This is a genomic window from Mycobacterium sp. NGS41, assembly GCF_059812725.1.
On the sequence record NZ_JCALDF010000004.1, the window covers coordinates 146,300 to 172,672 of the forward strand.

Sequence of the window (26,373 nt, forward strand, 5' to 3'; positions counted from 1 at the left end):
TGTCGAATCGCGATGACGATCGACGTATGGATGCAGCACCCGAGTCTGCGCTTCCTGCGCAGCGACATGTTGGCGTCGCTGCGGCGCTGGACCGGTGGGGCCATGCCGACGACCGACGTCCCGATCGAGGCCACCGTCGCGTCGATGGACAGCGCCGGCGTCGGCCTCGGCCTGCTCAGCGCCTGGCGTGGTCCCAATGGCCAGGACCTGGTCTCCAATGACGAGGTCGCCGAATGGATCCGGTTGCACCCCAACAGGTTCGCCGGCCTGGCGACCGTCGACCTCGATCAGCCGATGGCAGCCATCCGCGAGCTGCGGCGCCGGGTTCGTGACGACGGCTTCGTAGGCCTGCGGGTGGTGCCCTGGCTGTGGAACGCACCGCCCACCGACCGCCGCTACTATCCGCTGTTCGCAGAATGTGTGCAATTGGGTGTCCCGTTCTGCACGCAGGTCGGTCACACCGGCCCGCTGCGGCCGTCGGAGACCGGACGCCCGATTCCCTACATCGACCAGGTGGCCCTGGACTTTCCGGAGCTGGTCATCGTGTGCGGCCATGTCGGCTATCCGTGGACCGAGGAGATGGTCGCCGTGGCCCGCAAACACGAGAACGTCTACATCGATACCTCCGCCTACACCGTGCGACGGTTCCCGGACGAGCTCGTTCGCTTCATGAAAACCCATACCGGACAACGCAAAGTCTTGTTCGGCACCAACTACCCGATGATTGCCCACCAACACGCCCTGGCGGGGCTCGACCAACTCGGGCTCAGCGACGAGGCGCGCCGCGACTTTCTGCGCGGCAATGCAGAGCGGGTCTTCGGGCTCACGGAACAGGAGGTACACAGGTGAACGGCGCCCAGGCTCTGATCAACACCTTGGTCGACGGCGGCGTCGACGTGTGCTTCGCCAACCCCGGCACCTCAGAGATGCATTTCGTCGCGGCGCTGGACACCGTCCCACGGATGCGCGGCGTGTTGACTCTTTTCGAGGGCGTGGCCACCGGCGCGGCCGATGGCTACGCGCGGATGGCAGACCGGCCGGCAGCCGTGCTGTTGCATCTTGGTCCCGGGCTCGGCAACGGCCTGGCCAACCTGCACAACGCGCGGCGGGCTCGGGTGCCGATGGTGGTTGTCGTCGGCGACCACGCCACCTATCACAAGAAGTACGACGCCCCATTGGAATCCGACATCGACGCGCTCGCCGGCACCGTCTCGGGGTGGATGCGCCGCAGCATTGACGTCGGCGACGTCGCAGCCGACGCGGCGGAGGCGATCGCGGTAAGCCGGGCGGGCTCGCAAATCTCGACGCTGATCCTGCCGGCCGACGCATCGTGGTCCGACGGCGGCGAAACCGCGACGTTGCCAACATATTCCGCAGACACGCCGGTAGATGTGGCAGCGGTGGCCGAGGTGCTGCGTTCGGGCGAACCCACGATGATGCTGATCGGCGGGGACGCCACCCGCGCGCCTGGGCTGGCCGTGGCCGCACGGATCGCCGACGCCACCGGGGCCCGTTGGCTCTGCGAGACTTTCCCGACGCGGCTGGAACGCGGCGCCGGTGTTCCCGCCGTCGACCGGCTCGCCTACTTCGCCGAAGCCGCCGCGGCCCAGCTGAACGGCGCCAAGCACCTGGTGCTGGCGGGCGCCAAGTCGCCGGTGTCCTTCTTCGCCTACCCGAACATGCCCAGTGATCTGGTACCGGCCGGTTGCGAGGTGCATGTTTTGGCCGAATACAGCGGTGCCGCAGACGCTTTAGCGGCATTGGCCGACGAGGTGGCCCCCGGTACGGCGGCGCCGGTGGCCCCCGCGTCGCGCCCGCAGTTGCCCACCGGTGCCCTGACTTCGGCGTCGGTGGCCGACGTGGTCGGCGCGCTGCTGCCCGAACGGTCGGTCGTCATCGACGAGTCGAACACCTCTGGGGTGTTTCTTCCGCAGGCCACCGCCGGCGCACCGGCCCACGACTGGCTGACGCTCACCGGCGGAGCGATCGGTTTCGGCATTCCCGCCGCGGTCGGCGCCGCCGTGGCCGCCCCCGACCGTCCGGTGCTGTGTCTGGAATCCGACGGGTCGGCTATGTACACGATTTCGGGGTTGTGGACCCAGGCCCGGGAGAACCTCAACGTGACCACCGTGATCTACGACAACAGTGCCTACGACATCCTGCGAATCGAGCTGCAACGCGTCGGCGCCGGCTCGGCTCCCGGCCCGAAAGCGCTGGACTTGCTGAATTTGTCGAGGCCGGCAATGGATTTCGTCAAAATTGCCGAAGGTATGGGGGTTCCGGCACGGCGAGTGAGCACCGCTGAGGAGTTCGCCGACGCATTGCGTGCGGCTTTCGCCGAGCCCGGACCCCACCTGATCGACGCGGTTGTGCCGTCAATCGTCGGCTAGTTGCGGAAGGCTGTCGACCAGCCAGTCCGTCAGCCTGTTCACCACGTCGACTCCGGTCTTGAACGTCCGCGCCTCGGCCGCCAGCGCCACACCCACGTTCCCCGATCCTGTTGCCAGAAAACCGAACTGTCGCACCAGATAGTCACGCCCTTTGCTGCCAGGGCCCCAACCGCCTTTCGCGGCAATGTCTTTGGCGGCAAGCCCCCAGCGCTGCCCAGTGGTGAGATGGCGCATCAGATCGATGACCTGCGCGGCCCCGGGAATGTCCGGTAGCTGTGCGGCAAACTGCGCCTGCCGATCGAGCGGCCACTGTGTTTGGCCAAATGCGGTGAAGCCAGGCCGAACTCGCTGCGACTCGACCACAGTGGCGATGTCCCCGGATTCCTCGATGATGGCCCGCACCTGTCGCGCGGCGTCGACGGGGTCACCCAGCTGGGACCACAACTTCTCCGACGCGCGGTTATCGGACTTGGTAATCGCCTTGATCACCAAGTCGGCGCTTGCTGGATCGCTGCGCAATGCGGCGATTGCCAACGGGACTTTGATCGTCGACCAGGCGACGCCCGACGACCACGGCCCGAACGAATAGACCTCGGCCGCATGGGCAATGGCGATACCGACTCTGGCCGGCACGGTAGCGCAAAGCTCTTCGAAGCTTGTCTTGAGTGCGTTGGTCACGATGCTACCGGCGAATCGGCCACACCGGTTCACCGCAGTCGACACCCTCGGCGGACAACTGCCGCTTGAGCACCTTGAAGGTCACGGTGCGCGGCAGTTCGGGGCTGATCCGGACGTACGCCGGCCACTGCTTCGGTCCCAAATCGGGTTGTTCGGCCAGAAAGGCCCGAAATTTCTCGGCATCGAATTCCGTACCGGGCGCCATCACCAGCGCGGCCATCACCTGGTCGCCGACCACAGGGTCGGGCACCGGATACACCGCAACCTCAATGGCGTCGGGGTATCTCAGCAGGACCCGCTCGATGGGCGCCGCACCCAGATTCTCGCCGTCAACCCGCATCCAATCGCCAAGGCGACCAGTGAAGTACGCATAGCCGTCAGCGTCGCGATAGGCAAGGTCACCGCTGTGGTAGACGCCGCCGGCCATCCGCTCGGCTTCGGCTGCCTCGTCGTTGTAATAGCCCTCGAAACGGCCGGCGCCTGCGCTGTTCACCAGTTCGCCGATTACTCCCGGCGGGCACGGCTTGCCGGTGTCCGAGTCGACGATCTCGATGCCCTCAGGTAGCGGGCCCAGCGAGCCCGCCGGAGTGTCTGGGGTACGCGCGATCGCCACCCCGCCCTCGGTCGAACCGAACCCATCCTGCACGACGCATCCGAACCGGCGGCCAAAGCGTTCGATGTCGTCGGGCACGCCCTCGTTGCCGTATACCGCCCGTAACGGGTTGTCCGCGTCGTCGGGCCGCTCGGGCGTGGCAAGTACATACGACAACGGCTTACCGACGTAGTTGGCGTAGGTGGCGCCGTAACGACGCACGTCCGGCAAGAACCCAGATGCAGAGAACTTGCGCCGCAACGCCATCGAGCCGTGGCATGCTGCTGCAACCGCCCAGCCGACCAGCACAGCATTGGAGTGGAACAACGGCATGGACACATAGCAGACGTCGTCGCGGCTCAGGCCGAACCGCTGAGTCATCGTCACCCCAGCGATCGCGACCTTACCGTGGCTGCACTTCACCGCCTTCGGTTCGCCACTGGTGCCGGACGTGAAGATCAGCATGAACAGGTCGGCGGGAGCGGCGGACTGATAATGCACCTCGGCGCCGCGGTGTGCGGCCAGCTCGTCAGCCCACTCCGCGGTGTCGACGTTGACGTGCTCGACATTGCCCAGTGTCACAGCCGATTTCGAGTCGGCCAGCACGAATTGGCAGTCAGCCCTGCTGATGTCGCGGGCGAGTGCCTCTCCGCGGCGCACCGGGTTGAGGCCCACCGGCACGATGCCGGACAGCCCGGCCGCCACCAGCATCGCCGAGAAGAACGGCGTGTTCTCCAGCAGCACACCGACGTGCGCCGGCCGGTCAGGGTCGAGGCGGTCGCGCAACGTCGCCGCAATTGCGGCACCACGCTGGATGTGATCACGCCAGCTGGTGAACGAGTCCTCGAAATAGACGCCGCGGTCGTCGATCTCGGCCAGCGGCACCAGTAGTTCGGTGACCGTCAGGTCCGTCACGGGCCTGCACCACGACCCGAGCGTGACGCTGGCGTCACGCTCGAAGGCCAGCGTGACGCCAGCGTCACGTTCGCCGCCACGAGAGAGCTAAGCAGGGGTTTCCGCCAATTCACGACCGATACGACGCAACTGCCCGGTCGCACCGCCGAGCGCGAACTCCGTCTCCTTGGCGGCCAGGAAATACCGGTGCACCGGGTGATCGGTGTCGACGCCGACGCCGCCGTGCACGTGCACGATGGTGTGTGCGACCCGATGCCCGGCGTCGGCGGCCCAAAAAGCCGCAGAGGCCACGTCGATCTCAGCGGCGATATCCTCGGCCACCTTCCACGCCGCCTGGGTGAGCGTCAACCGCAACCCTTTGACGTCGATATACCCGTCGGCCATCCGCTGCCCCACCGCCTGGAAGCTGCCGATCGGGCGGTCGAATTGCTCACGGGTCCGGGCATATTCGGCCGTCATCTGTAGTCCCCGTTCGAGGACTCCAAGCTGGAACGCGCTGCGACCCAGGGTGGAGATCGTGCGCAGCCAGCTCACCACATCGCCTCCGCCGACCTGTCGGCCGGCGTCTACCGCAACGCCGTCCAGCGCCAAGTGTCCGACGCAGACCAGGCCGGTGGTCTGCAACGCGGTCACCGAAACTCCCGGATCGTCCGAAGCGACAACGAAAACAGCCGTGCCGGAATCGGTCTCGGCTGGGACCAGGAATGCGTCCGCCACCGGGCCGTAGCCGACCAGGGTCCGGGTACCGGTGAGACGGAAGCCGTCTCCGGCGCGTGCTGCCTGCACCGGACCCTCACCCATCTCGCCGTCAAGTGCCACGGTCAGAATCTTCTCGCCTTTGACCGCCGGCACACCCCAGCTCTGCTGCAGTTCCTCGGACCCGAACCGGGCCAGCGCGCCCGCGGCGAGCACCACCGAATCCAGGTAGGGCACTGCCGCCAGCTGATGGCCCAATGCAACCAGCACCGCTGTCTGCTCGAGCACCCCGAATCCATCGCCGCCCAGCGCCGACGGGGCGGCGCTGGTCAGGATGTCGCTGTCGATTAGCTTGCTCCACAGCTGACGGTCGAACCGCTGCTCCAGCCCGTCCAGCTCGCGTTGATGCTCCGGCGTGCACACCGCATCGACGATGGTGTCGACCAGACCACCGAGGTCGGTTGCGGCTTCGGTTGTCGTGAAATCCATAGGGGGTCCGTCCTCTACAAGAAAAGTCAGCGGTTGGCTCGGGGCAGTCCCAGGGCGACCATGCCGATGATGTCGCGCTGGACTTCGTTGGTGCCGCCGCCGAACGTCAGGATCAGGCAGGCTCGGTGCATCCGCTCTACCCGGCCGCGCAGTAACGCGCCGGGGGAGTCCTGACGCAATGTAGCTGCAGTTCCTAGCACCTCCATCAGCAGCCGGTAGGCCTCGGTGGCCAGTTCGGTGCCGAAGACCTTCGCCGCCGAAGCGTCGGCTGGCGATAACGCCTCGCTGTCCGACGACGCCAGCTCCCAGTTGATCAGCTTGAGAACCTCGGCCTTGGCGTGCACCCGGGCCAGGTTGAGCTGCACCCATTCCGAATCGATGAGCCAGACGCCACCGTCGCCTTTGGTGTTCTGCGCCCATTCGCGAACCTCACGCAGGGCCAGAAAGATCGGTTGCGGCGACACCAAAGCGACGCGCTCGTGGTTGAGCTGGTTGGTCACCAGCTTCCAGCCGCCGTTCTCCTCGCCGATCAGGTTGGTCACCGGGACTCGTACGTCGGAGTAATAGGTGGCGCTGGTGTCCACACCGGCCATGGTGTGCACCGGTGTCCAGGAGAAGCCCTCGGCGGTCGTCGGCACGGTCAGCATCGAGATGCCGCGGTGCTTCTTGGCCTCGGGGTTGGTGCGTACCGCCAGCCAGACCCAGTCCGCGTAGGCGATCAGGCTGGTCCACATCTTCTGGCCGTTGATCACGTAGTCGTCGCCGTCGCGGACGGCGGTGGTGCGCAGGTTGGCCAGGTCGGTCCCGGCGCCGGGCTCGGAGTAGCCGATCGAGAAGTGCAGTTCGCCCGCCGCGATCTTGGGCAGGAAGAACTTCTTCTGCTCATCGGTGCCGAAAGCCATGATCGTCGGCGCCACGCTGTTGATCGTCAGGAACGGCACCGGCACACCGGCGATTGCGGCCTCGTCGGTGAAGATCAGCGAGTCCATCGGGGAGCGGTCCTGGCCGCCGTACTCCTTGGGCCAGTTCAGTGTCAGCCACCCGTCCTTGCCCATCTGCGCGACGGTGTCGCGATACGCGGTGCCGGTCCCGACCTCGCCCTGCGTCGAGGTGAGCGCCTCGCGGCGTTCCGGTGTCATCAGCGTGGTGAAGTACGACCGCAGTTCGCGACGCAGCTCCTCCTGTTCAGGGGTGTAACTGATGCGCATTCCAGCCGTCCTTCGGTTGAGGGTTGAGGTCCATCTCGCCGGCCATCGCCTTGGCCCCGTGAACTGACCAACGGCTACCCATTCGTCTTCCCGGTTGTAACACGTTCTAGTCTGGGAATCCAGCGACCGTTTCGTCAGACGAAGCAGAGCCTTATGGTGGAGCTACCAACTGATCGGGTCCTGACGGGGCGCGTGGCCAGGTTCAAGGAGGGTGTCGTGCGGGTGATAGTGGACCGTGACCGGTGTGAAGGTAACGCGGTGTGCATGGGAATCGCACCGGATATCTTCGACCTGGACGACGAGGACTACGCCGTCGTCAAGACCGATCCCATTCCGCCCAACCGGGAGCATCTGGCCGAACAGGCAATCGCTGAATGCCCTCGCGCCGCGCTTCTGCGCGGTGAATAGCCGGACGTCCCCAAAACTAGAGGTATTCATAAATTGAGTAGCAGCACGAACGCGACCGATCTATCCGGAAAGGTCGCGGTGGTTACCGGCGCGGCCGCGGGACTAGGCCGTGCCGAGGCGCTCGGCTTGGCACGGCTCGGCGCCACGGTCGTCGTCAACGACCTGGCCGCCGCCCTGGATGCCTCCGACGTCGTCGACGAGATCGCCGCCGCGGGATCCAAGGCGGTCGCGGTCGCCGGCGACATCAGCCAGCGCGCGACGGCCGACGAACTCATCTCCGCTGCCGACGGGCTGGGCGGGCTGCACATCGTGGTCAACAATGCCGGGATCACCCGGGACCGGATGCTGTTCAACATGTCCGACGAGGAATGGGATCTCGTCATCGCCGTTCACCTGCGTGGGCATTTTCTGCTCACCCGCAACGCGGCCACCTACTGGCGGAGCAAGGCGAAAGAAGCCAAGGACGGCTCCATATACGGCCGGCTGGTCAACACCTCGTCTGAGGCGGGGCTGGTGGGTCCGGTAGGGCAGGCCAACTACGGCGCCGCCAAGGCCGGCGTCCTCGCGCTCACCCTGACAGCCTCGCGCGCGCTGGGCCGCTACGGGGTATGCGCCAACGCGATCTGTCCGCGGGCGCGCACCGCGATGACGGCCGACGTCTTCGGCACGCCGCCTGACTTAGCAGCGGGCCAGATCGACCCGCTGTCACCGGAGCACGTGGTGAGCCTGGTCCAGTTTTTGTCGTCGCCGGCCGCCGCGGAAGTCAATGGCCAGGTGTTCATCGTGTACGGTCCGCGCGTCACTCTGGTCTCGGCGCCGAGCGTGGAGCGTCAGTTCAGCGCGGACGGCTCGGCCTGGGAGCCCGGGCAGCTCAGCGCCACGTTGCGCGATTACTTTGCTGGGCGGGATCCGGACCTGAACTTTTCCGCTACTGGCCTGATGGATCAGTGAGGGCGTGGGCAGCCTAAGTGCCGGCCAGTCGTTAGCTAGAACTTGTTTCAGATTGGCTTTACCGCTATGGTCCTGACCAGCCCAAATGCGGTATGCCGATAAGAGATACTGGTACCTGTCATACGTTGACATGGCGAAGTCGTTCTGAGTTAATATGAGCCGGCTCACACTGAGTCGCGGGCAAACCCTGGCCGTGCCCGAAGGACACCGAGACTTCGCCGCGAGCAGCAGAGGGGGACTGCTGATGCAAAAGCTTGCGGTCCCCGCCCGGGCGGTCGGCGGGTTCTTCGAAATGTCGATGGAAACCCTTCGGGCATGTTTCCGTCGGCCGTTCCAATTCCGCGAGTTTTTGGACCAAAACTGGATGATCGCGCGGGTATCGCTGGTCCCGACGCTGCTGGTGTCGATCCCGTTCACAGTTCTGGTGGCGTTCACCCTCAATATTCTGTTGCGCGAAATCGGCGCCGCGGATCTGTCCGGCGCCGGAACGGCATTCGGCGCCATCATCCAGTTGGGCCCGGTGGTGACGGTGCTCGTGGTGGCCGGTGCCGGTGCCACCGCGATCTGCGCCGACCTAGGCGCCCGCACCATCCGCGAAGAGATCGACGCAATGCGGGTGCTGGGCATCGACCCCATCCAGCGCCTCGTCGTGCCCAGGGTTCTGGCGTCTACGTTGGTCGCGTTGTTGCTCAACGGCCTGGTATGTGCCATCGGCTTGTCCGGTGGCTACGTATTCTCCGTCCTTCTGCAGGGCGTCAACCCCGGTGCATTCATCAACGGGCTGACCGTGCTCACCGGCCTCAAAGAGCTGATTCTCGCCGAGGTCAAAGCGCTGCTATTCGGGGTGATGGCCGGCCTGGTCGGGTGCGACCGCGGCCTGACCGTCAAGGGTGGGCCCAAGGGTGTGGGCAACGCGGTCAACGAAACCGTGGTCTACGCGTTCATCTGCCTGTTCGTCATCAACGTGGTGATGACCGCCATCGGCGTGCGGGTGACGGCGAAGTGAGCATGCGATGAGCTACGACCTCACTTAGGCACTCAACAAGCTCAAGCAGGTGCTCGACGTTCTCAACGAACGTCACGACTACATCACCGAGGCGCTCAAGCGGCTGCCCACCTACGCCACCGAGCTGGGCGAGGTCGTCGGTTCCGGACCGGGCTTCAACGTCAACGTCTACGGCGTGATACCGGCGCCGCTGCTGGCCACGATGTTCGACTTTGTCTACCAGCCGGGCAAAGTACCGGCCAGCCTCGCCGACTATCTGCGCGGGCTGATCCAGGAACGCTGGGTGATCAGGCCGAAATCGCCATGACGACCAAGCAACGTTTCGGCAGCCGCGGGCTGCGTACGCTCACCATCATCGCGCTGGTCGCGGTGCTGGTGGGAGGCGCGTATGTGGTGTTCTCCGCGGGCGATAACGGACGAAAGATTTACGCGCACGAAAGATTCACGCGCACTTCATTTCTGCCGTCGGCCTCTATCCCGGAGATCAGGTCCGCATCCTCGGGGTTCCGGTCGGCAAGATCGAGTCGATCGAGCCCGGCCGGTCCGACGTCAAAGTCACCCTGACGGTGTCCAAGAACGTCAAGGTGCCCAGGGACGCCCAGGCCCTGATCATCTCCCCAAACCTGGTGTCGGCCCGGTTCATTCAGCTCACCCCGGCATACACCGGCGGGGCGGTGCTGCCCGACGGCGCGAGCATCGATCTGAAGCGCACCGGGGTACCGGTGGAGTGGGACGAGGTCAAGGAGTCGCTGACCGAGCTCGCGGTTCAGCTGAGTCCAGCGGCGGGACAGATGCAAGGCCCCCTGGGCGAGGCAATCAACCAGGCCGCCAACACGCTCGACGGCAAGGGTGAGTCGTTCCACAACGCGCTGCGCGAGCTCTCCCAAGTCGCCGGGCGGCTGAGAGATTCGCGCAGCGACATCTTCGGCACGGTCAAGAACCTGCAGATCTTGGTCGACGTGCTGTCGTCGAGTAACGAACAGATCGTGCAGTTCGCCGGACACGTCGCGTCGGTGTCGCAAGTGCTCGCGGACAGCTCGCGTCATCTGGACAACACCCTGGGCACACTCAACCAAGCGCTGTCGGACATCCGGGGGTTCCTGGGTCAGAACAATTCGACGCTGATCGATACGGTCAGCAAGCTAAGCGACCTCACCCAGACCTTGAGCGACCAGAGCGACAACATCGAGCAGGTGCTGCACGTGGCGGGGCCCGGTATCGCGAACTTCTACAACATCTATGACCCCGCGCAAGGCACGCTCAACGGTCTCTTGTCGATTCCGGAGTTCGCCAATCCGGTCCAGTTCATCTGCGGTGGGTCCTTCGAAACGACCGCCGGCCCAAGGGCGCCCGAGTTCTTCAGGCGCGCCGAGATCTGCCGCGAGCGGCTGGGGCCGGTGCTGCGCCGACTCTCGGCGAACTACCCGCCGATCATGTTCCACCCGCTCAACACGATCACCGCATACAAGGGTCAGATCATCTACGACACCCCGGCCACCCAGGCCAAGGCGCAGACCCCGATTCCGCAACTCACCTGTATCCCCGCTCCCGGAACGCATCCCGTGCAGAATCCAGCCGATCTGCAGAGCCTGCTCGTCCCCCCCGCCCCGGGGGCCCCACCGCCAGCGGCAGGGGCGCCGCCCCCAGCAGCGAGTCCTCCCGGCTACGGCCCGGCACCGGGCCCAGCGCCGGCCGGTGTCAGGCCGGCACCGGGCCCCGCTCCCGGAGCGCCACTGCCCCCGCCGAGCAGGGGGCCGGCGGATGAACCGGCGGTGGATGATCACAAAGCTGGCGCGCGGCGGCATATTGGCGGCGAGTACCGCGCTGCTGGCGGGTTGTCAGTTCGGCGGCCTGAACTCGCTGCCGATGCCCGGCACCGAAGGTCACGGCAGTGGCGCGTACAAGATCATCGTCGAAATGGCTGACATCGCGACGCTGCCGCAGAACTCGCCGGTGATGCTCGATGACGTCACCGTCGGAAGCGTGCGCGGAATCACCGCCGAGCAGCGGTCCGACGAAAGCTTCTATGCCGCCGTGAAGTTGACGCTGAACCGGTCAAGAAGCCGTCGGCGGCCAAGAAGCCGACGGCGGTCAAGCCACCGCCGCGACGTCGGTCTCACCGCCTCCTGGTGGAATGCGTCTCGTTTGCCGCCGCGCTGTTGTTGGTCGGCGCGCTGGCCGCGTGCCTGACCGTCCTGGTGATCCAGCAACGGCACGCCGAGGCCGACCAAGCGCGCGCGCAGCGTTTCGTCGACACCGGCACGCAGACCGTAGTCAACATGTTCAGCTACAAGCAGGACAACATCGACGAGAGCATGAATCGGCTTTACAACGGCACCAGCGGCCCGCTGCGCGGAATGCTCGGCGCCAACAACAACATCGAGAACCTCAAGCACATCTTCCGCTCCACCAACGCGACATCGGAAGCCGTCATCAACAGAGCTGCTTTGGAAGCCATCGACCCGGTCACCGACAACGCTTCGGTGCTGGTGTCGGTACGCGTCACGGTCGCCGATGTGGACGGAGTCAACAAGCCGTCGATGCCTTACCGGCTGCGGGTCATCGTGCATGAGGACGACGCTGGACGGATGACCGGCTACGACCTGAAGTATCCGGACGGGGGGAACTGATGCGGCTGCGGCGATGGCTGGTCGCCATCGCCGGCTCGACGCTGGCTGCCGCCTTCGTCGGGTTGTCCGCGGCGGGCGGCTGGTTCTACTGGAACCGGGTGGAGACCCGCGGCGAGCAGACGGCGCGTGCGGTGTTGCCGCATCAGGCCGCCACGGACATACCTCAGGTGTTTGCCTACGACTACCAGACCGTCGAGCGCAGCCTTTCCGCCGCCTACCCGTTGCTGACGCCGGACTATCGCCAACAATTCCAAAAAGAAGTCAACGCGCAGATCATGCCGGAGGCCAAGAAGCGGGAAGTCGTCGTCCAGGCCAATGTCGTCGGCTTGGGAGTCATGTCCGCCAAACGCGAGTCGGCATCGGTGATGGTCTATATGAACCGGACCGTCACCGATAAGTCACGACAGCCGCTTTACGACGGCAGCCGGTTATGGGTGGACTACAAGAAGGTCGGCGACAAGTGGTTGATCGCCTTCATCACGCCGATCTGAGCGTTCGGTTCGGTAGCTCTATAAGCTCTCAGTAGCACATCGCAATGCCGTTGCAGTACAGCGGATAACGCTCGACCGGGGACGGCGGGGGACCGGCCATTTGCAGCGAGAACGGTGTCTTGGTCATCGACGGCTGCTGGCCACAGACGGCGCCGTGCAAGCTGGTATGCGTGCCGGCCATCGCGCCGTCATCGAAGGCATACGTTTCGGTGGACGGCGCGGTGCTGCCGTCCGGGCACGACACGCCATCTGACTGATTGATCGTGAAGGTCCACAGCATGCTCGACAGCCGGGCCCTGCCGCTGAAGTTCTGCAACTTGTCCGCACGGGTGATTTTTTCGTTGGTTGCGCTCACGATGTTCAGCGCACAGTTGAAGGCCTGGACGATCGGGTCGGAATAGTCGTTCATGTTGCGGGTTCCGGAGGGCTGGTCGCACAGCGCCGTGATCGTCCAGGTAACCCGGACACCCCCGCCTGGTTGAACGTATACGTGCCATCCGCCGGTGGTGCGACGGCGCGTGCCGGGCCACCCGACTCCAGCGCAATCCCAATCGCAACGGCCGAGACGATGCCGGCACCAGCGGCCAGCGCACGACGGATTTTCACGTCGTCTCCTTTACGTCCGTGACGTCCCTAAGTTCAGCGCTGCATCTGAGATCACAGCGATTGGACGGCAACACCATGGGTTCGCCGAACGCGGTTATTTGGAGTTGTGTGGATGCGCCTCGGCGAGGGCGTCGAGAAATGACCGCGCCCAGCGGTCCACGTCATGGGAGAGGACCTGGCGTCGCATTGACCGCATCCGGCGCCGCCCCTCCTCGGCCGGCTGGTTGAGTGCGGCGTCGATGGCATCCTTGACCCCTTCGAGGTCGTGCGGGTTGACCAGATAGGCCTGTCGGAGTTCGGCTGCGGCACCGGTGAATTCACTCAGGACCAGCGCGCCGCCAAGATCGTTGCGGCAGGCGACGTACTCCTTGGCCACCAGGTTCATCCCATCGCGCAGCGGGGTGACCAGCATGACGTCGCTGGCTACGAAGAACGCGATGAGTTCGTCGCGCGGAACCGGACGGTGTAGGTAGTGCACGACCGCGTGGCCGACCTCGCCGTATTCGCCGTTAATGTGGCCGACCTGGCGTTCGATGTCGTTGCGCAGCACCTGGTAACTCTCCACGCGTTCGCGGCTGGGTGTCGCCAGCTGGACCAGCACCGTGTCGTCGCGTTTCGCGCGACCCTCCGCGAGCAGCTCGGCGAACGCCTTCAGCCGCACATTGATGCCTTTGGTGTAGTCCAGCCGGTCGACGCCGAGCAGGATCTTGCGCGGATTGCCGAGCTCGGTACGGAGTTCGCGCGCTCTGCGCCGGACGTCGCGATCGCGCGCCGCCTGGTCGAGCGCCCTGGAGTCGATGGAGATAGGGAACGCACCCACCTGAACGGTGCGCGACCCCAGCTGTACCTCCCCGAACCGCGATCGCACGCCGACCGATCCTCGTGATGTGTTGGCGCCCACCAGTCGTCGGGCCAGAAACAGGAAATTCTGGGCGCCGCCGGCCAGATGGAAACCCACCAGATCGGCACCGAGCAGACCTTCGATGATTTCGGTCCGCCAGGGCAGCTGCATGAACAGCTCGATCGGCGGAAACGGTATGTGCAGAAAGAAACCGATGGTCAAGTCGGGCCGCAGCGCGCGCAGCATTTTGGGCACCAGCTGCAGCTGGTAGTCCTGAACCCACACGGTCGCGCCGGAGGCCGCGGCTCGTGACGCGGCCTCGGCAAAGCGGCGGTTGACGTCAACGTAGCGTTCCCACCATTCGCGATGGTAGATGGGCTTGACGATGACGTCGTGATACAGCGGCCACAGGGTGGCGTTGGAGAACCCTTCGTAGTACTCGGCGACGTCTTCGGCGCTCAGCTGCACCGGTTGAAGCCGCAGTTCGTCCTGATCGATGGGTTCCTCGTCACCGTCGACAACGCCTGGCCAGCCGACCCATGCCCCGCGGCGGCGGCGCAGCAACGGCTCCAAGGCCGTGACCAACCCGCCGGGGCTGCGTTTCCAGGTGGTGGTGCCGTCGGGAAGCCGTTCCTGATCGACGGGTAGGCGATTGGCGACTACCACGAAATCGGAATCCCCGAAGTGCTCCGGAGTTGGAGTCTTCGAGTTCTGGCCTCCCCGCGGAGCCACTTAGGTCTCTATTTTCGCCGGTCCAATACCAAGCATGGACAAGAAGATTCGACACTCATCGGCATCGTTCGCGTATGCGGCGACGACCCGCCTGGCCTGGCTCGCGGTGCTGTCGGCCAGCGGCTCCACATCACCGATATCGCCATGATCAGATTTGGTAGGCATGACACAACTTTAAGCGACGCTACATATCGCGTCACAGCCGTCCCACGATCCCCGCTCAGGATCCGGGCCGGTCACCGACCGGCAACCCGTCCGAGGGAGCATCAGCTGCCTCTCGTCTGGCAAATCAACCCACCGGCGAGTGGGCGTAATGCTGGCCGTAATGTGGGCAGAATGACAGTCTCCGACCAGGCCAGCACCGCGGCAGCCAGCGACAACGCTGACGGGCCGGTGGTCTATGAAACTCTTGACGAGGGCCGCATCGCCCGGATCTGGCTCAACCGGCCCGACGAGCACAACGCCCAGAATCGGACTCTGCTCGTCCAGCTTGACGAGGCGTTCAACCGCGCCGAAGCCGACGACACCGTGCGCGTGGTCATCCTCGCGGCGCGCGGTAAGAATTTCTCCGCCGGCCACGACCTCGGCTCGGATGCGGCATTGCTGGAGCGCAAACCCGGACCCACCCAGCATCCGACCTTCCGGTCGCACGGCGCCACCCTGGACCCGATCGTCGAGAAGCTGTATCACCAGGAATGGCACTTCTTCTTCCAAAACACCTGCCGCTGGCGCGATCTACGCAAGATCACCATCGCGCAGGTGCAGGGCAACGCCATTTCGGCAGGGCTGATGTTGATCTGGGCGTGCGATCTGATTGTCGCCGCCGACAATGCGAAATTCAGCGACGTGGTCGGGGTGCGCTTAGGTATGCCGGGCGTCGAATACTACGCTCACCCTTGGGAATTCGGACCTCGCAAAGCCAAAGAGCTACTACTGACCGGTGATTCGCTTGACGCTGACGAGGCATATCGGCTTGGCATGGTGTCCAAAGTCTTTCCGCTCGACGAGCTGGAAGAAAAGACTCTGGAGTTCGCTCGGCGAATCGCCGGCCGGCCGACAATGGCGGCACTGTTGGTCAAGGACTCGGTCAACGCCGCCTCCGACGCGATGGGGTTTACCGAGGCGCTGCGGCACGCTTTCCACGTGCACCAGCTCGGGCACGCCCACTGGGCAGCTCACAACGAGAACCGGTTCCCGGTTGGCCTGCCGCCGGATGTCGAGGACTGGCGCACAGCCAAGCCGACCAAGGTAGCCCGGCGCGATACGCCCTAGTTTGGTATGCCGAGCAGACGCAAAATCGCGTAATTCAGGCCTGAATTAGGCGATTCTGCGTCTGCTCGCGGGAGAGAAGGGGCTCACAATGCAGCTTTCATTTGAAGACCAGACCTATCTCGTCACCGGCGGTGGTAGTGGAATAGGCAAAGGGGTAGCCGCCGGGCTGGTCGCGGCCGGTGCCTCCGTCATGATCGTCGGGCGCAACCCGGACCGTCTGGCTGACGCGGTCAAATACATCGAAGCGCTGCAGCCGACGGGTGCCATTCGCTATGAGCCCGCCGACATCACCAACGAGGACGAGGCCGCTCGCGCGGTCGACGCCGTGACGGCATGGCATGGCCGGCTACACGGCGTGGTGCATTGCGCGGGCGGATCGGAGACCATTGGGCCGATCACCCAGATCGACTCGCAGGCGTGGCGGCGCACCGTGGACCTCAACGTCAACGGCACCATGTACGTGCTCAAGCACGCCGCACGTGAATTGGTGCGCGGCGGCGGCGGTTCGTTTGTCGGTATTTCGTCGATCGCGGCCAGCAACACCCACCGATGGTTCGGCGCCTATGGGGTCACGAAGTCGGCTGTCGACCACATGATGAAGTTGGCCGCCGACGAGCTCGGCGCCTCGTGGGTGCGGGTGAACAGTATCCGTCCGGGGCTGATCCGCACCGAACTCGTCGCACCCATCACCGAATCGGCGGAGCTCAGCTCCGACTACGCAACCTGCACACCGCTGCCGCGGCCGGGGGAGGTGGAGGACGTCGCCAACCTGGCGATGTTCCTGCTCAGCGACGCCGCCAGCTGGATCACCGGACAATGCATCAATGTAGACGGCGGGCACATCCTGCGACGCGGCCCGGACTTCTCGGCCATGCTGGAACCCGCGTTCGGCGCCGACGGGCTACGCGGCGTGGTATGAGCTCGGGCGGCTGCGTAGACGGTCAGTCCGCAGTGGGACCCGTTGCCTGCGCGCGCTTTTCGACCTCGCGCCAGCGGCCTGGCGACAGCGCCGGAAAATCGTCGCCGTGCGCATCGCGGCGCGCCCGGCCCAGCGCCGCGTCGGCCTCGTCGATGTCTTTGATCAACTGCAAAGCAAGTTCTCGCTCCGCCGCGTAGTAACGCGCCGACCACCGCATGGCGATCCGCGGGTATGCCCAAGCGGCCTCGAGATTGGCGGCTCTGGAATCGATCGCGACCCGATGCCGCATCCTGTCCATGTGCGCGATGTGCTCCTCGAGGATCTCCTTCAGCCGGTCCGGCTCGCTGAGGTGTCCAAGCCAAACACGCAGCAGCACCCCGTGTTTGAGCATCGGCGCATCGACCGGCGCTTCGTCGACCCAGCGACCGGCGGCGGCCCTGCCTGTTTCGGTGATCTGGTAGATCCGTCGCTCGCGCGGACCGTTGTCATGCTCCACCCGTGATGTGGCATAGCCGTGGGCTTCCAGCCGCTTGAGCTCCGAGTAGATCTGGCTGAACGACGGACTCCAGTAGAAGTGGCCGACGCTCCAGTCGGCCCACTTCTTGATGTCGTAGCCGGAGACCTCCTCACCGAAGGCGAGCATGCCGAGAACCGCCCAATTGGTGGCCGGAAGATTGGGTAACCCGCTGTCGGGTGGCGAGTCGGATGGTCCCATTGCGACAAGGTATCAATACGACGGGCAACGGGAGCCGATGCGGGACCGCTCAGCGGAACAAGAGTTTCGCTGCCGCGAACCGGCATGACGGCAGTCGGCCCGCTCACGGCAGGCGGGTTGGAAACAGCGCGTCGTGTAACGCGTTGCCCACGAAGGCTTTCGTCCTTCCTGACCACAGGCAGCCGATATGACCTCCGCTGTAGCAGTAAACCGGCGATTGCTGCCACGCCTGGCGCAGTGCCACCGATTGGTCGGCGGGTATGAACCGGTCCCCGTCCGCGGCGAACAATGCTCGTCGATCAGGTTTCGACGCGGGTGTCATCGCAAGCGGAGACACGACTCGAAATGCGTTCTGGGCAGAATCGGAACCCAAAATGGATGAATATTCCTGTGGCGGAGGGTGATGCGTCATCAGTCCTAGGACGTCGGCGAAAGGAATGCCCGCGACAACGCAGTCCAGTTGCTCGATGCCGGCCAGCAGCGCGGCGAGGTAGCCCCCGAGTGAAACGCCGAACACGCCGACCGGCGACCCACGTCGGATCCACTGAACCAGCCGCCGAATATCCCAGACTGCCTGGCTGATTGCGTGCAGTGTCATGGCCAGATCCAGCGATAGCAACTCGCCGAACCCGGGTGACCGTCGGGGCCCGTGAAACGGCAATACGGGCACGGCCACGTTGAAACCGAGCGTTGCGTGCAGGTAGTTTGCCCAGAGCAGCTTCAGGTCGAAACGAGATGTGCCCATGCCGAAGCCGTGAAGACAGACCACCCAAGGTCGGTCGAGCTGACGATGGCGGAGCAGTCGCACGAAGACGGTGTCGTTGCGGCTGCTGCGCGGCCACCGGTCGGCGCCCGGCTCGATGCTGCGCGGACGGAATTCGGAAGCGAACGAGACCAATTCGTGGCGTTGCGGCGGCGAGGAGGTGCCCAGCGTCCGCACCTCGCTGTCATGCAGCTCGGGTGGGCGGCGATGGTAAGTCACCGGCTCGGAAGACCACCCGTGCGTGTCGAACAGCGCCGAAGCCGCTGCGATCTCCCATCTGATTCGTTCGGTCAAGTGCGGCAGTACTTTTGGCTGCCGGGCACGAACGATGGCCAGAGCCCCGTCGTCGAGCGCCACTTGGCAAGCCAGCGAGATCTTTTCGGTACGGCTCGACCGCGAGACGGTATTCACCCATCGCAGGCTAGAACGCCGCACCGACGACGGGGAACCGAAGTCTCACTCATCGGGATGGCGGCGGGTGCCGAATCGGGAATCGATGTAGGTTTCACCGCACCACAGGGTCTTTGACGGTGAACGGAGTTGAGGTTAGTGAAACGACTGTCGGGCATGGACGCCATGTTCCTGTCGATGGAAGGCAGCGCATGGCCCCAGCACACCGTCGGACTGATGATCCTGGATCCCAGCACGGCGCCCGGGTTCGGGTACGACGCATTACGGTCGCACCTGCAAAACCGGTTGCCGTATATGCCGCAGTTTCGGCGGCGGATCCAGGAGGTACCGCTGCAACTTGACCGGCCGGTGTGGATTGACGACCCGGGCTTCTGGCTTGACGCGCACGTGCATCGGGCGGCGCTGCCGTCTCCCGGTGGTCGGCGGGAACTGGCAGAGTTCGTCGGCGAAGTATTGGCTCGTCCGCTCAACCGGAACCAACCCTTGTGGGAGAGTTGGTATCTGGAAGGCCTGGCGGGGGGCCGGGTCGCCTTCATCGCCAAGACGCATCACTGCCTCGTCGACGGTGTTTCCGGAGCGGGATTGTCTGATGTGCTGTGCGATCTCGAACCCGAGCCCTTACCGGCACGAGCTGATGTTCCTGCGGTGCAACCAGAGCTGCGGCATTCCGATGTCGAGCTTCTCGCCCGCGGGGCTCTTTCGACGGCGCTGGTTCCGCCGAAGTTGGTGCGCTACCTGCGGCAGACGCTGGCGGGCGCGGTGACCACCATCAGCCACCTACGTCGAGACGAAGCTCCGCCACGGCCGTTGAGCGCGCCGAAAACAGCGGCCAACGGCGTGATCAGCCCGCGGCGCGAATTCGCCTACTGCTCTCTGCCGTTGGCAGACATCAAACGGGTGAAGAATCGGTTCGGGGTCAAGGTGAACGACGTGATCCTTGACGTGGTCGCCGGCGCGGTCCGCACGTATCTGGTCAAACGGGACGCCCTACCCGATCAGCCCATCTTGGCGACCGTCCCGAAGTCGACGCGCGCGGCCGAGGATATCGAACTCGGCAACATGGTGCATCCGATGGCCGCGTCGCTGGCCACCGACATCGAGGATCCGGTCGAGCGGCTCGCCGCGATCCATCGCGGGATGAACAGCGCGAAAGCACTTGCCGAGGATATGCAAAAGAAGCACAAGATCGGCTTCAGCGAAGTCGCCCCGCCGATTCTGTTGACGTTGGCGTTCAGGGCATTTAGGTCTGCGCGCCTCGAGGAGCGATTGCCGCTGGCGACCAACCTGATTGTGTCCAAAGTGCCCGGTCCGCCGGTGCCTCTCTACCTGGCGGGCGCACGCATCGAGAACATCTTCCCCGTCGGCCCGTTGACGGTGGGCATGGGGATGAACGTCACCGTGATGAGCTACGGCGATCACGTGGACGTCGGCGTGCAGGTGGACCCGGCTCTTGTCGAAGATGCGTGGGAATTGACGTCGGCTGCGGCCCACGAGCTCGACCAGCTGGTGGCCGCTTCCCGCTCCAAACGACGAGGTGGGCGGGCAGGCTCCGGGCGTCGATGAAGTTCGTATAGCAGAAGGGAACCGGACAAGACCCGACCACTCGACAAAAGGAAAGCCATGGTGAAACTTGGAATGCTGGCGCCGTTCGTCGACGGTCTGATCACCTCCGGCGACGCGCTGCGGCAGGTTGCGTCAATCGCGGAGGAAACCGGCGTGGAATCGGTGTGGACGGTCGAACACGTGGTGGTCGCCGAGCAGTACGAACCGCTGCACCCATACTCCGCGGATGGCCATATGCCCGGCCCGGCCGATCCCGTGCCGATGCCCGACCCATTGGAGACGATCGCCTTCATGGCGGCCGCATCGTCGACCCTGAAGTTCGGCACCGCGATGGTGGTGGCACCGCTGCACAGTCCGGTGGTGTTGGCCAAACGCGCGGCCACCATCGACCGCCACTCCGACGGCAGGTTGCTGTTGGGTCTTGGAATCGGTTGGCAGAAAGAAGAATACGCGGCAGTCGGAGTACCCTACCGTGACCGCGGCGGTAGGTTGGATGACTGCATCGGCGCGATGCGGGCGCTGTGGCCATCGGAGCCGGCGAGCTTTCACGGCAAGTACGTGTCGTTCGACAACCTGCACTGCCTGCCCCGACCGACTCGCGACGCGGTCCCAATCGTGTTGGGCGGCAACAGCGCATCCGCGATACGCCGTGCCGGCCGGATCGGCGATGGCTGGTTCCCCTACACCGTCTCCGCCGAGGACTTCGCCGACGGTGCCGATCGACTGCACGCCGCGGCGGCGGAGGCGGGTCGGGATCCCGCGTGCATCGAGCTCACGGCATGGCCCGGCTCGTGCGACCCGACCCGCGAACTCGACGTGGACTGGGTACGCAAGTACGTCGACGCCGGAGCCACGCGGCTGGTGTTCGCTCCGGACATCCCCGCGATGTTCGGCCCGCGCGGCATCGCGGCGCTGGCCGATCAGGTGCACCATTACCGGGAACGGGTCCTGGACAGGCTGTGATGGCGTGGGGCAAACCGACGGCAATCCCACTGGCCGGGAAGCCGGGCTAAGTGCGGCCCCGGCGGCCATATGGTGGAAGGGATCATGAGAGCGAAGTGGCCCAGGAAGGATCCGGCATGACGACCGTGGGCTCGACGAGCGGCGGCGCGGGTATCCGCCAGATTGACGTGGGCCGGCCATTTACCCGATTCGCGCGCGGCTGGCACTGTCTCGGACTGGCCGACAGTTTTCGCGACGGCAAGCCGCACGCCGTGCATGCGTTCGGTACCAAGTTGGTGGTGTGGGCAGACAGCGGCGGTGCGCTGCATGTGCTCGACGGGTATTGCCGCCACATGGGCGGCGACCTGACGATGGGCACGGTCAAGGGCGACGCCATCGCCTGCCCGTTCCACGACTGGCGCTGGGGCAGCGACGGCCGTTGCGTCGCAGTGCCATACGCGAAGCGGGTACCACGACTCGCGAGAACCCGGTCCTGGACCACCATGGAGGAGAACCTCCAGTTGTTTGTCTGGCACGACCCGGAAAACAATCCTCCGCCATCGGAACTGGCCATCCCACACATCGACGGCATCGACACCGGCGACTGGAGTGACTGGAGCTGGGACTCGATCCTTATCGAGGGCGCACACTGCCGCGAAATCGTCGACAACAACGTCGACATGGCGCACTTCTTCTACATCCATTACTCGTATCCGGTCTACTTCAAGAACGTCTTTGAAGGCCACGTCGCCAGTCAGTACCTGCATTCCAAGGCGCGGCCGGATGTCGGCGCGAGCTCGTCGGCCGAAGACGGGTTGCTGCGATCGGAAGCTTCCTATTACGGGCCGTCCTACATGATCAACTACCTGCACAACGATTTTCGGGAGCAGACCGTCGAGGTCGTGCTGATCAACTGTCACTACCCGGTGAGCCACGACTCTTTCGTTCTGCAATGGGGAGTCAGCGTGCAGCGCATACCGGGCATGCCCGCCGAGAAGTCCGCCATGCTGGCGAGCAAGTTCGCCAAGAGCTACGGGCTGGGCTTTCTGCAAGACGTCGAAATCTGGAAAACCAAGACGCGCATCGACAATCCGTTGCTGACCGAGGAAGACGGTCCCGTCTACCAGCAACGGCGATGGTACGAGCAGTTCTACGTCGACGTCGCCGACATCACCCCGGAGATGATCGCGCGGTTCGAGTACGAGGTCGATACCAGCCACGCGAATCAGCTCTGGCAGCAAGAAGTCGCCGACAATATCAAGAAACACAAAGAAGGAGCTGCCACGCATGGCCGTAATTGACCCCACCCGAACCTGGGCGCCGCTGGAGCGAAGGCTGGCCGAAACCACCAACGAGCGACACCGCCTGGTGCTCAGCACGGTGATCGAACACATGAAGGCCGAAGCCGTGCCGGATCTGGACCGGCTGATGGCCACTCTGGCGCCCCAGCCGGACTATCACTTCTGGGGAGGCGGCGAACAGGACTTCGGCCCGAAGACCACGGACGGGGTGCAGGCCTACTACACCGCTTTTGTCGAAAGCCGGACGAACATACTGGAATTCGAGGTCCAGCGGCTCATCGTCGATGACCATTGCCTGGTCACCGAGGGCTACCTCAAGCAGATCTACCCCGGTTCCGAGGCGATCAAGATCGGCATCCCCGTCGACGACGAGACCGGTGACTACCTGGTGGTGTTCCGGCAGCTGCTGCTGTGGCCGATCGACGAGAACGGCTTGATATTGGGTGAGGACTCCTACAACCCGGGCGTGGTGAGCGTGACCAGGCTGACCCGCGACGAGCTGCCCCAGGCCTACATCGATCTCGTGCACGCGCCCGCCTGAGATGCGGTCCGATATCGCCACGATGTTGCTCGACCGCCTCGGCGACGAGCATCTCGGGCTGCGTACCCGCGAACGGGACTGGACTTGGGAGGAGGTCGTCCGGGAATCCGCCGCGCGAGGCGCACTCGCCCAGTCGCTGCGACGCGACGGGCCATTTCATATCGGGGTGCTGCTGGACAACGTGCCGGATTTTCTGTTCTGGCTCGGTGGTGCCGCGTTGGTGGGCGCGACGATCGTCGGTATCAACCCCACCCGCGGTGCCGCCGAGCTCGCCGCCGAAATCCGGCACGCGGACTGCCAATTGATCATCACCGACACCGCCGGGCTGGAGCGGCTGGGGCCGCTGGAGCTCGATATGCAACTGCTCGCGATCGACGACCCGGGCTACGACGGGCTTGTCGACGCGCAGCGGGTCCCGCCCGCCATCGCCGCCGGAGTGGGCGCGGATTCGCTGTTCTTGTTGTTGTTCACCTCGGGCACCACCGGCACGTCGAAAGCGGTCAGGTGCAGTCAGGGCCGGCTGGCCGGAATCGCTTACGCTGCAACGGAAAAATTCGGCCATGTCCGCGACGACGTGGACTACTGCTGTATGCCGCTGTTTCACGGCAACGCGATCATGGCGCTGTGGGCTCCGGCGCTCGCCAACGGCGCCACAGTCTGCCTGACACCGTCGTTTTCGGCGTCGGGATTCTTGCCAGACGTGCGCTACTTCGGCGCGACGTTTTTCACCTATGTCGGCAAAGCCCTCGGCTACCTGATGGCTACCCCCGAACAGGCTGACGACGCCGACAACCGCTTGGTCCGCGGGTTCGGCACCGAGGCGTCGCCCGAGGACCAGGCCGAGTTCCGCCGTCGCTTCGGCGCTGAGCTGTTCGAGGGCTACGGCTCCAGCGAGGGCGGCGCGGCCGTCACTCGGGACCCACACGCGCCGACGGGCGCGCTCGGCCGCCCCGCACACGCCGGCGTCGCGATCGTCGATCCGCAGACATTGGCCGACTGTGCCCCTGCGGTTTTCGACCAGCACGGTCGCGTACTCAATCCGGACGAGGCCGTCGGCGAGATCGTCGACAAGTTTGGCACCCGCACCTTCGAGGGCTACTACAAAAACGACCACGCCGACGCCGACCGCCTCCGCAACGGCTGGTACTGGACCGGCGACCTCGGCTACCTCGATGAAGCGGGATTCCTGTACTTCGCCGGCCGGCGGGGCGACTGGATCCGGGTCGACGGGGAGAACACCTCCGCGTTGACGATCGAACGTGTCCTGCGGCGCCACCCCAGCGTCATCGCCGCCGGAGTCTATGCCGTGCCCGATCCACGGTCCGGAGATCAGGTGATGGCCGCGATCGAGGTCGCCGACCCCGAGGCGTTCGACACCGAGGAATTCGCTGCCTATCTATGGTCTCGGGACAACCTTGGCAGCAAAGGGATTCCGCGATTCCTGCGGCTCTCGACCAACCTCCCCGTCACTGGCTCCAACAAGGTGCTGAAGCGCGATCTGCAGGCGCAGCGATGGCACACCGATGAGCCGGTCTATCGGTGGACCGGGCGCGGGGAGCCCGTATACCGGAAAATGAGCGCCGAAGATAAAGCTGCGCTGGCCGCGGAGTTCGTCCGGCACGGCCGGCAACGCTTTCTGTAAGTCGTCCGCCGCGGCTCAAATTGCCGTACTAAAAGTTTGCGCACTAAATCGGCTCGTGCGTTGAGTGTGATCAGGCGGCTTTCAGTGTGAACTGACGGATTCGAATGTGAACTGACAGTGTAGATTTCGTCATTTTAGCGCCCTGCACACACAGTCAACTCCCACGATTCACACTCGATGCGGTCCGCAAGCTCTTGTCGCGTCCACCGCGCCCCCGCTCGGCCGCCAATGCGGCGAGTTCGGCCAGCGCCTTCGGGAGGCCGTCGGCGATTTCCTGGATATCCGCCACCCGGTCCCTATCGCCTTGCATTGCAATGGTCATGGTGCCGAGGTAACTCCAGCCGGTGATATTCAGGCCGTACGGGTAGATCATGTGGCCCACCGAGATGAGCTTCTCGATCGGCGCACCGCCCCAGTACTGCTGCGTTTTCGGCCCCGGCACATTCGACGCGATCAGGCTGTAGGTGGGGCGTCTCTTTGTCCGCGCACCGAGCAGCGGCAGCGCGCGCGCGTAAAACCAGAACAGTGGCCAGTATTCCATCCAGTCGCCGAACAGCCAGAGGTCCCGCTCGGCGTGCACGGCGCGGGCCGCGCTGGTGTTGGCGGAAATACGCTCGAGCCGATCGATCGGATCGGCGACGTCGGTGGCCAGCGAAACGAACCAGGTGGTCACCTGATTGCCCCAGTCCACTTCGACACCGGGCGGCCGAATCGCCACCGGGACAACGGCGGTCAGCGACTCGGCGGGCAGCTCGCGGTGACCTTCCAGATAGGAGCGGAGGGCACCGCTGCACGCCGCGAGAAAGACATCGTTCAATGTCACGCCGAACGCGCTCTTGATCTCCTTGATGGCGGCCAAGTCGCACCTGACATAGGTGAACCGACGATTGGCGGTAAACGGCTCGTTGAAGCGGGTTGCCGGCGCGGCGAACGTTTCGGCGAAACCGGGCCGGCCGGCCTTGCGGCGGTTGCGGATCGTCTTGATGGTGCGGGCCGAGCGCGCCAAGATACGGGGAAACCGCACTGCCGCCGCGCTTTGATGGACAGCGAGCGTACGAAGCCACGCGAGGGTATTTGGCCGTTGCTCATCCACCGGTGTCTGTCCCGGCGTGGGCAACGGTTCACTCCGGTCAGCGCTGAAGATGCTTTCCAGCAGCCGCAGTGACGCCAACCCGTCGGCGACGGCGTGATGGATTTTGAGCACCAAGGCGATTCGACCGTCCGCCAGTCCGTCGACGTACCACAGCTGCCAGGCGGGACGGCTGCGGTCGAGGCCGACCGAGATGATCTCGCTGATCGCCTCGGCCAGCTCACGATCACCACCGGGCGACACGGCGGTCGCGTACTTGACGTGGTAGTCGAGATCGATCCGCGGCCGCTCGATCCACCAAGGTCTGCCGACTCGCGGCTCCAACAGCTGCCAGCGCAGCGGCTCGACCCTCTCCACCAATGCCGGGACGGTCGCTCGAACCACGTCGAACGTGAGCGGTCGATGCGCCGCGGCGGGGTCGAGCACGACAGCCTTGATCGTGTGCTGCGGTTGGTCGCGGTTCTCTTGCTTGAGAAACATGTTGTCGACACCGGTAAGCCGTCGCATAGAGCCACTCTCCAATTCATCTGCGATGGCCGACATTCAACCCGCTATCGCCGCCACCGAAGTCATTGTCTCCC

22 protein-coding genes and 5 pseudogenes are annotated in these 26,373 nt (G+C 64.9%); 17 read left to right on the top strand and 10 right to left on the bottom strand.

Features of this window, described 5'->3' with window-relative positions:
* Positions 1–12 precede the first annotated feature (12 nt).
* A complete protein-coding gene (locus AC5Y21_RS06120) occupies positions 13–849 on the top strand; it encodes an amidohydrolase family protein (RefSeq protein ID WP_499910432.1) in 837 nt (278 codons plus the stop codon).
* Complete coding sequence (locus AC5Y21_RS06125; protein WP_499910433.1) at positions 846–2,390, top strand: acetolactate synthase large subunit; 1,545 nt, start codon at positions 846–848, stop codon at positions 2,388–2,390. Before AC5Y21_RS06120 ends, AC5Y21_RS06125 begins: the two co-directional genes overlap by 4 nt.
* On the opposite strand, the gene AC5Y21_RS06130 is transcribed toward AC5Y21_RS06125, so the two are convergent.
* The 4 genes from AC5Y21_RS06130 to AC5Y21_RS06145 form a co-directional block, all read right to left on the bottom strand.
* Positions 2,376–3,068: a serine hydrolase gene (locus AC5Y21_RS06130; RefSeq protein WP_499910435.1), complete on the bottom strand. Its 693-nt coding sequence runs from the start codon at positions 3,066–3,068 to the stop codon at positions 2,376–2,378. The genes AC5Y21_RS06125 and AC5Y21_RS06130 overlap by 15 nt on opposite strands.
* A gap of 4 nt (positions 3,069–3,072) precedes the next feature.
* Positions 3,073–4,575, bottom strand: coding sequence for a long-chain-fatty-acid--CoA ligase FadD17 (gene fadD17 / locus AC5Y21_RS06135; protein ID WP_499910437.1), 1,503 nt, complete (start codon positions 4,573–4,575; stop codon positions 3,073–3,075).
* A gap of 87 nt (positions 4,576–4,662) precedes the next feature.
* Complete coding sequence (locus AC5Y21_RS06140) at positions 4,663–5,760, bottom strand: acyl-CoA dehydrogenase family protein (RefSeq protein ID WP_499910438.1); 1,098 nt, start codon at positions 5,758–5,760, stop codon at positions 4,663–4,665.
* A 26-nt stretch (positions 5,761–5,786) separates the two neighbouring features.
* Positions 5,787–6,968, bottom strand: coding sequence for an acyl-CoA dehydrogenase (locus tag AC5Y21_RS06145; protein ID WP_499910440.1), 1,182 nt, complete (start codon positions 6,966–6,968; stop codon positions 5,787–5,789).
* 216 nt (positions 6,969–7,184) lie between these two features.
* Between AC5Y21_RS06145 and AC5Y21_RS06150 the strand changes: the two genes are divergently transcribed.
* The 8 genes and pseudogenes from AC5Y21_RS06150 (at position 7,185) to AC5Y21_RS06185 (ending at position 12,454) form a co-directional block, all read left to right on the top strand.
* A complete protein-coding gene (locus AC5Y21_RS06150) occupies positions 7,185–7,376 on the top strand; it encodes a ferredoxin (RefSeq protein WP_499910442.1) in 192 nt (63 codons plus the stop codon).
* A 33-nt stretch (positions 7,377–7,409) separates the two neighbouring features.
* Positions 7,410–8,327, top strand: coding sequence for a 3-oxoacyl-ACP reductase (locus tag AC5Y21_RS06155; RefSeq protein ID WP_499910443.1), 918 nt, complete (start codon positions 7,410–7,412; stop codon positions 8,325–8,327).
* A gap of 241 nt (positions 8,328–8,568) precedes the next feature.
* Positions 8,569–9,333 carry an MlaE family ABC transporter permease gene (locus tag AC5Y21_RS06160; RefSeq protein WP_499910623.1) on the top strand — a complete coding sequence of 255 codons (765 nt, stop codon included), beginning with the start codon at positions 8,569–8,571 and terminating at the stop codon, positions 9,331–9,333.
* A 28-nt stretch (positions 9,334–9,361) separates the two neighbouring features.
* A pseudogene (locus AC5Y21_RS06165) lies at positions 9,362–9,640 on the top strand (mammalian cell entry protein); the annotation flags it as partial.
* A pseudogene (locus tag AC5Y21_RS06170) lies at positions 9,637–11,003 on the top strand (virulence factor Mce family protein); the annotation flags it as partial. The pseudogenes AC5Y21_RS06165 and AC5Y21_RS06170, both read left to right, overlap by 4 nt.
* Before the next feature lie 91 nt (positions 11,004–11,094).
* Positions 11,095–11,391 (top strand): annotated as a pseudogene (locus tag AC5Y21_RS06175) (MlaD family protein); the annotation flags it as partial.
* A pseudogene (locus AC5Y21_RS06180) lies at positions 11,379–11,963 on the top strand (Rv1363c family protein); the annotation flags it as partial. The pseudogenes AC5Y21_RS06175 and AC5Y21_RS06180, both read left to right, overlap by 13 nt.
* Entirely contained in the window at positions 11,963–12,454 is a 492-nt protein-coding gene (locus AC5Y21_RS06185; RefSeq protein ID WP_499910445.1) for a mammalian cell entry protein, read from the top strand. The pseudogene AC5Y21_RS06180 and the gene AC5Y21_RS06185, both read left to right, overlap by 1 nt.
* Before the next feature lie 28 nt (positions 12,455–12,482).
* Here AC5Y21_RS06185 and AC5Y21_RS06190 read toward each other — a convergent pair.
* The 3 genes and pseudogenes from AC5Y21_RS06190 to AC5Y21_RS06200 form a co-directional block, all read right to left on the bottom strand.
* Positions 12,483–13,060: pseudogene (locus AC5Y21_RS06190) on the bottom strand (hypothetical protein).
* 94 nt (positions 13,061–13,154) lie between these two features.
* Positions 13,155–14,633 (bottom strand): alpha,alpha-trehalose-phosphate synthase (UDP-forming), encoded by a 1,479-nt coding sequence (locus tag AC5Y21_RS06195; RefSeq protein WP_499910447.1) that lies wholly within the window; start codon positions 14,631–14,633, stop codon positions 13,155–13,157.
* Entirely contained in the window at positions 14,634–14,798 is a 165-nt protein-coding gene (locus tag AC5Y21_RS06200; protein WP_499910449.1) for a hypothetical protein, read from the bottom strand.
* A 171-nt stretch (positions 14,799–14,969) separates the two neighbouring features.
* Between AC5Y21_RS06200 and AC5Y21_RS06205 the strand changes: the two genes are divergently transcribed.
* Together AC5Y21_RS06205 and AC5Y21_RS06210 are read left to right on the top strand one after the other, a co-directional pair.
* On the top strand, positions 14,970–15,905 hold the full coding sequence (locus tag AC5Y21_RS06205; RefSeq protein WP_499910451.1) for an enoyl-CoA hydratase: 936 nt from the start codon (positions 14,970–14,972) through the stop codon (positions 15,903–15,905).
* Positions 15,906–15,993: 88 nt separating this feature from the next.
* Complete coding sequence (locus AC5Y21_RS06210) at positions 15,994–16,824, top strand: SDR family oxidoreductase (protein WP_499910452.1); 831 nt, start codon at positions 15,994–15,996, stop codon at positions 16,822–16,824.
* Positions 16,825–16,846: 22 nt separating this feature from the next.
* Here AC5Y21_RS06210 and AC5Y21_RS06215 read toward each other — a convergent pair whose 3' ends face one another.
* Together AC5Y21_RS06215 and AC5Y21_RS06220 are read right to left on the bottom strand one after the other, a co-directional pair.
* Positions 16,847–17,539, bottom strand: a complete 693-nt coding sequence (locus AC5Y21_RS06215) for a PadR family transcriptional regulator (RefSeq protein ID WP_499910454.1) — start codon at positions 17,537–17,539, stop codon at positions 16,847–16,849.
* 103 nt (positions 17,540–17,642) lie between these two features.
* Positions 17,643–18,713 (bottom strand): alpha/beta hydrolase family protein, encoded by a 1,071-nt coding sequence (locus AC5Y21_RS06220; RefSeq protein ID WP_499910455.1) that lies wholly within the window; start codon positions 18,711–18,713, stop codon positions 17,643–17,645.
* A gap of 138 nt (positions 18,714–18,851) precedes the next feature.
* On the opposite strand from AC5Y21_RS06220, the gene AC5Y21_RS06225 reads away from it, so the two are divergent.
* The 5 genes from AC5Y21_RS06225 to casI all read left to right on the top strand — a co-directional run bounded on the left by AC5Y21_RS06225 (position 18,852) and on the right by casI (position 24,702).
* On the top strand, positions 18,852–20,276 hold the full coding sequence (locus AC5Y21_RS06225) for a WS/DGAT/MGAT family O-acyltransferase (protein ID WP_499910457.1): 1,425 nt from the start codon (positions 18,852–18,854) through the stop codon (positions 20,274–20,276).
* 57 nt (positions 20,277–20,333) lie between these two features.
* On the top strand, positions 20,334–21,239 hold the full coding sequence (locus AC5Y21_RS06230) for a TIGR03619 family F420-dependent LLM class oxidoreductase (protein WP_499910458.1): 906 nt from the start codon (positions 20,334–20,336) through the stop codon (positions 21,237–21,239).
* A 116-nt stretch (positions 21,240–21,355) separates the two neighbouring features.
* Entirely contained in the window at positions 21,356–22,519 is a 1,164-nt protein-coding gene (locus AC5Y21_RS06235; RefSeq protein ID WP_499910459.1) for a 3-ketosteroid-9-alpha-monooxygenase, oxygenase component, read from the top strand.
* Complete coding sequence (locus AC5Y21_RS06240) at positions 22,506–23,060, top strand: nuclear transport factor 2 family protein (protein WP_499910461.1); 555 nt, start codon at positions 22,506–22,508, stop codon at positions 23,058–23,060. The genes AC5Y21_RS06235 and AC5Y21_RS06240 overlap by 14 nt, the downstream gene beginning before the upstream one ends.
* Position 23,061: 1 nt before the next feature.
* On the top strand, positions 23,062–24,702 hold the full coding sequence (gene casI, locus AC5Y21_RS06245) for a steroid-22-oyl-CoA synthetase (RefSeq protein ID WP_499910463.1): 1,641 nt from the start codon (positions 23,062–23,064) through the stop codon (positions 24,700–24,702).
* A gap of 154 nt (positions 24,703–24,856) precedes the next feature.
* Here casI and AC5Y21_RS06250 read toward each other — a convergent pair whose 3' ends face one another.
* On the bottom strand, positions 24,857–26,299 hold the full coding sequence (locus tag AC5Y21_RS06250) for a wax ester/triacylglycerol synthase family O-acyltransferase (protein WP_499910465.1): 1,443 nt from the start codon (positions 26,297–26,299) through the stop codon (positions 24,857–24,859).
* Positions 26,300–26,373 lie beyond the last annotated feature (74 nt).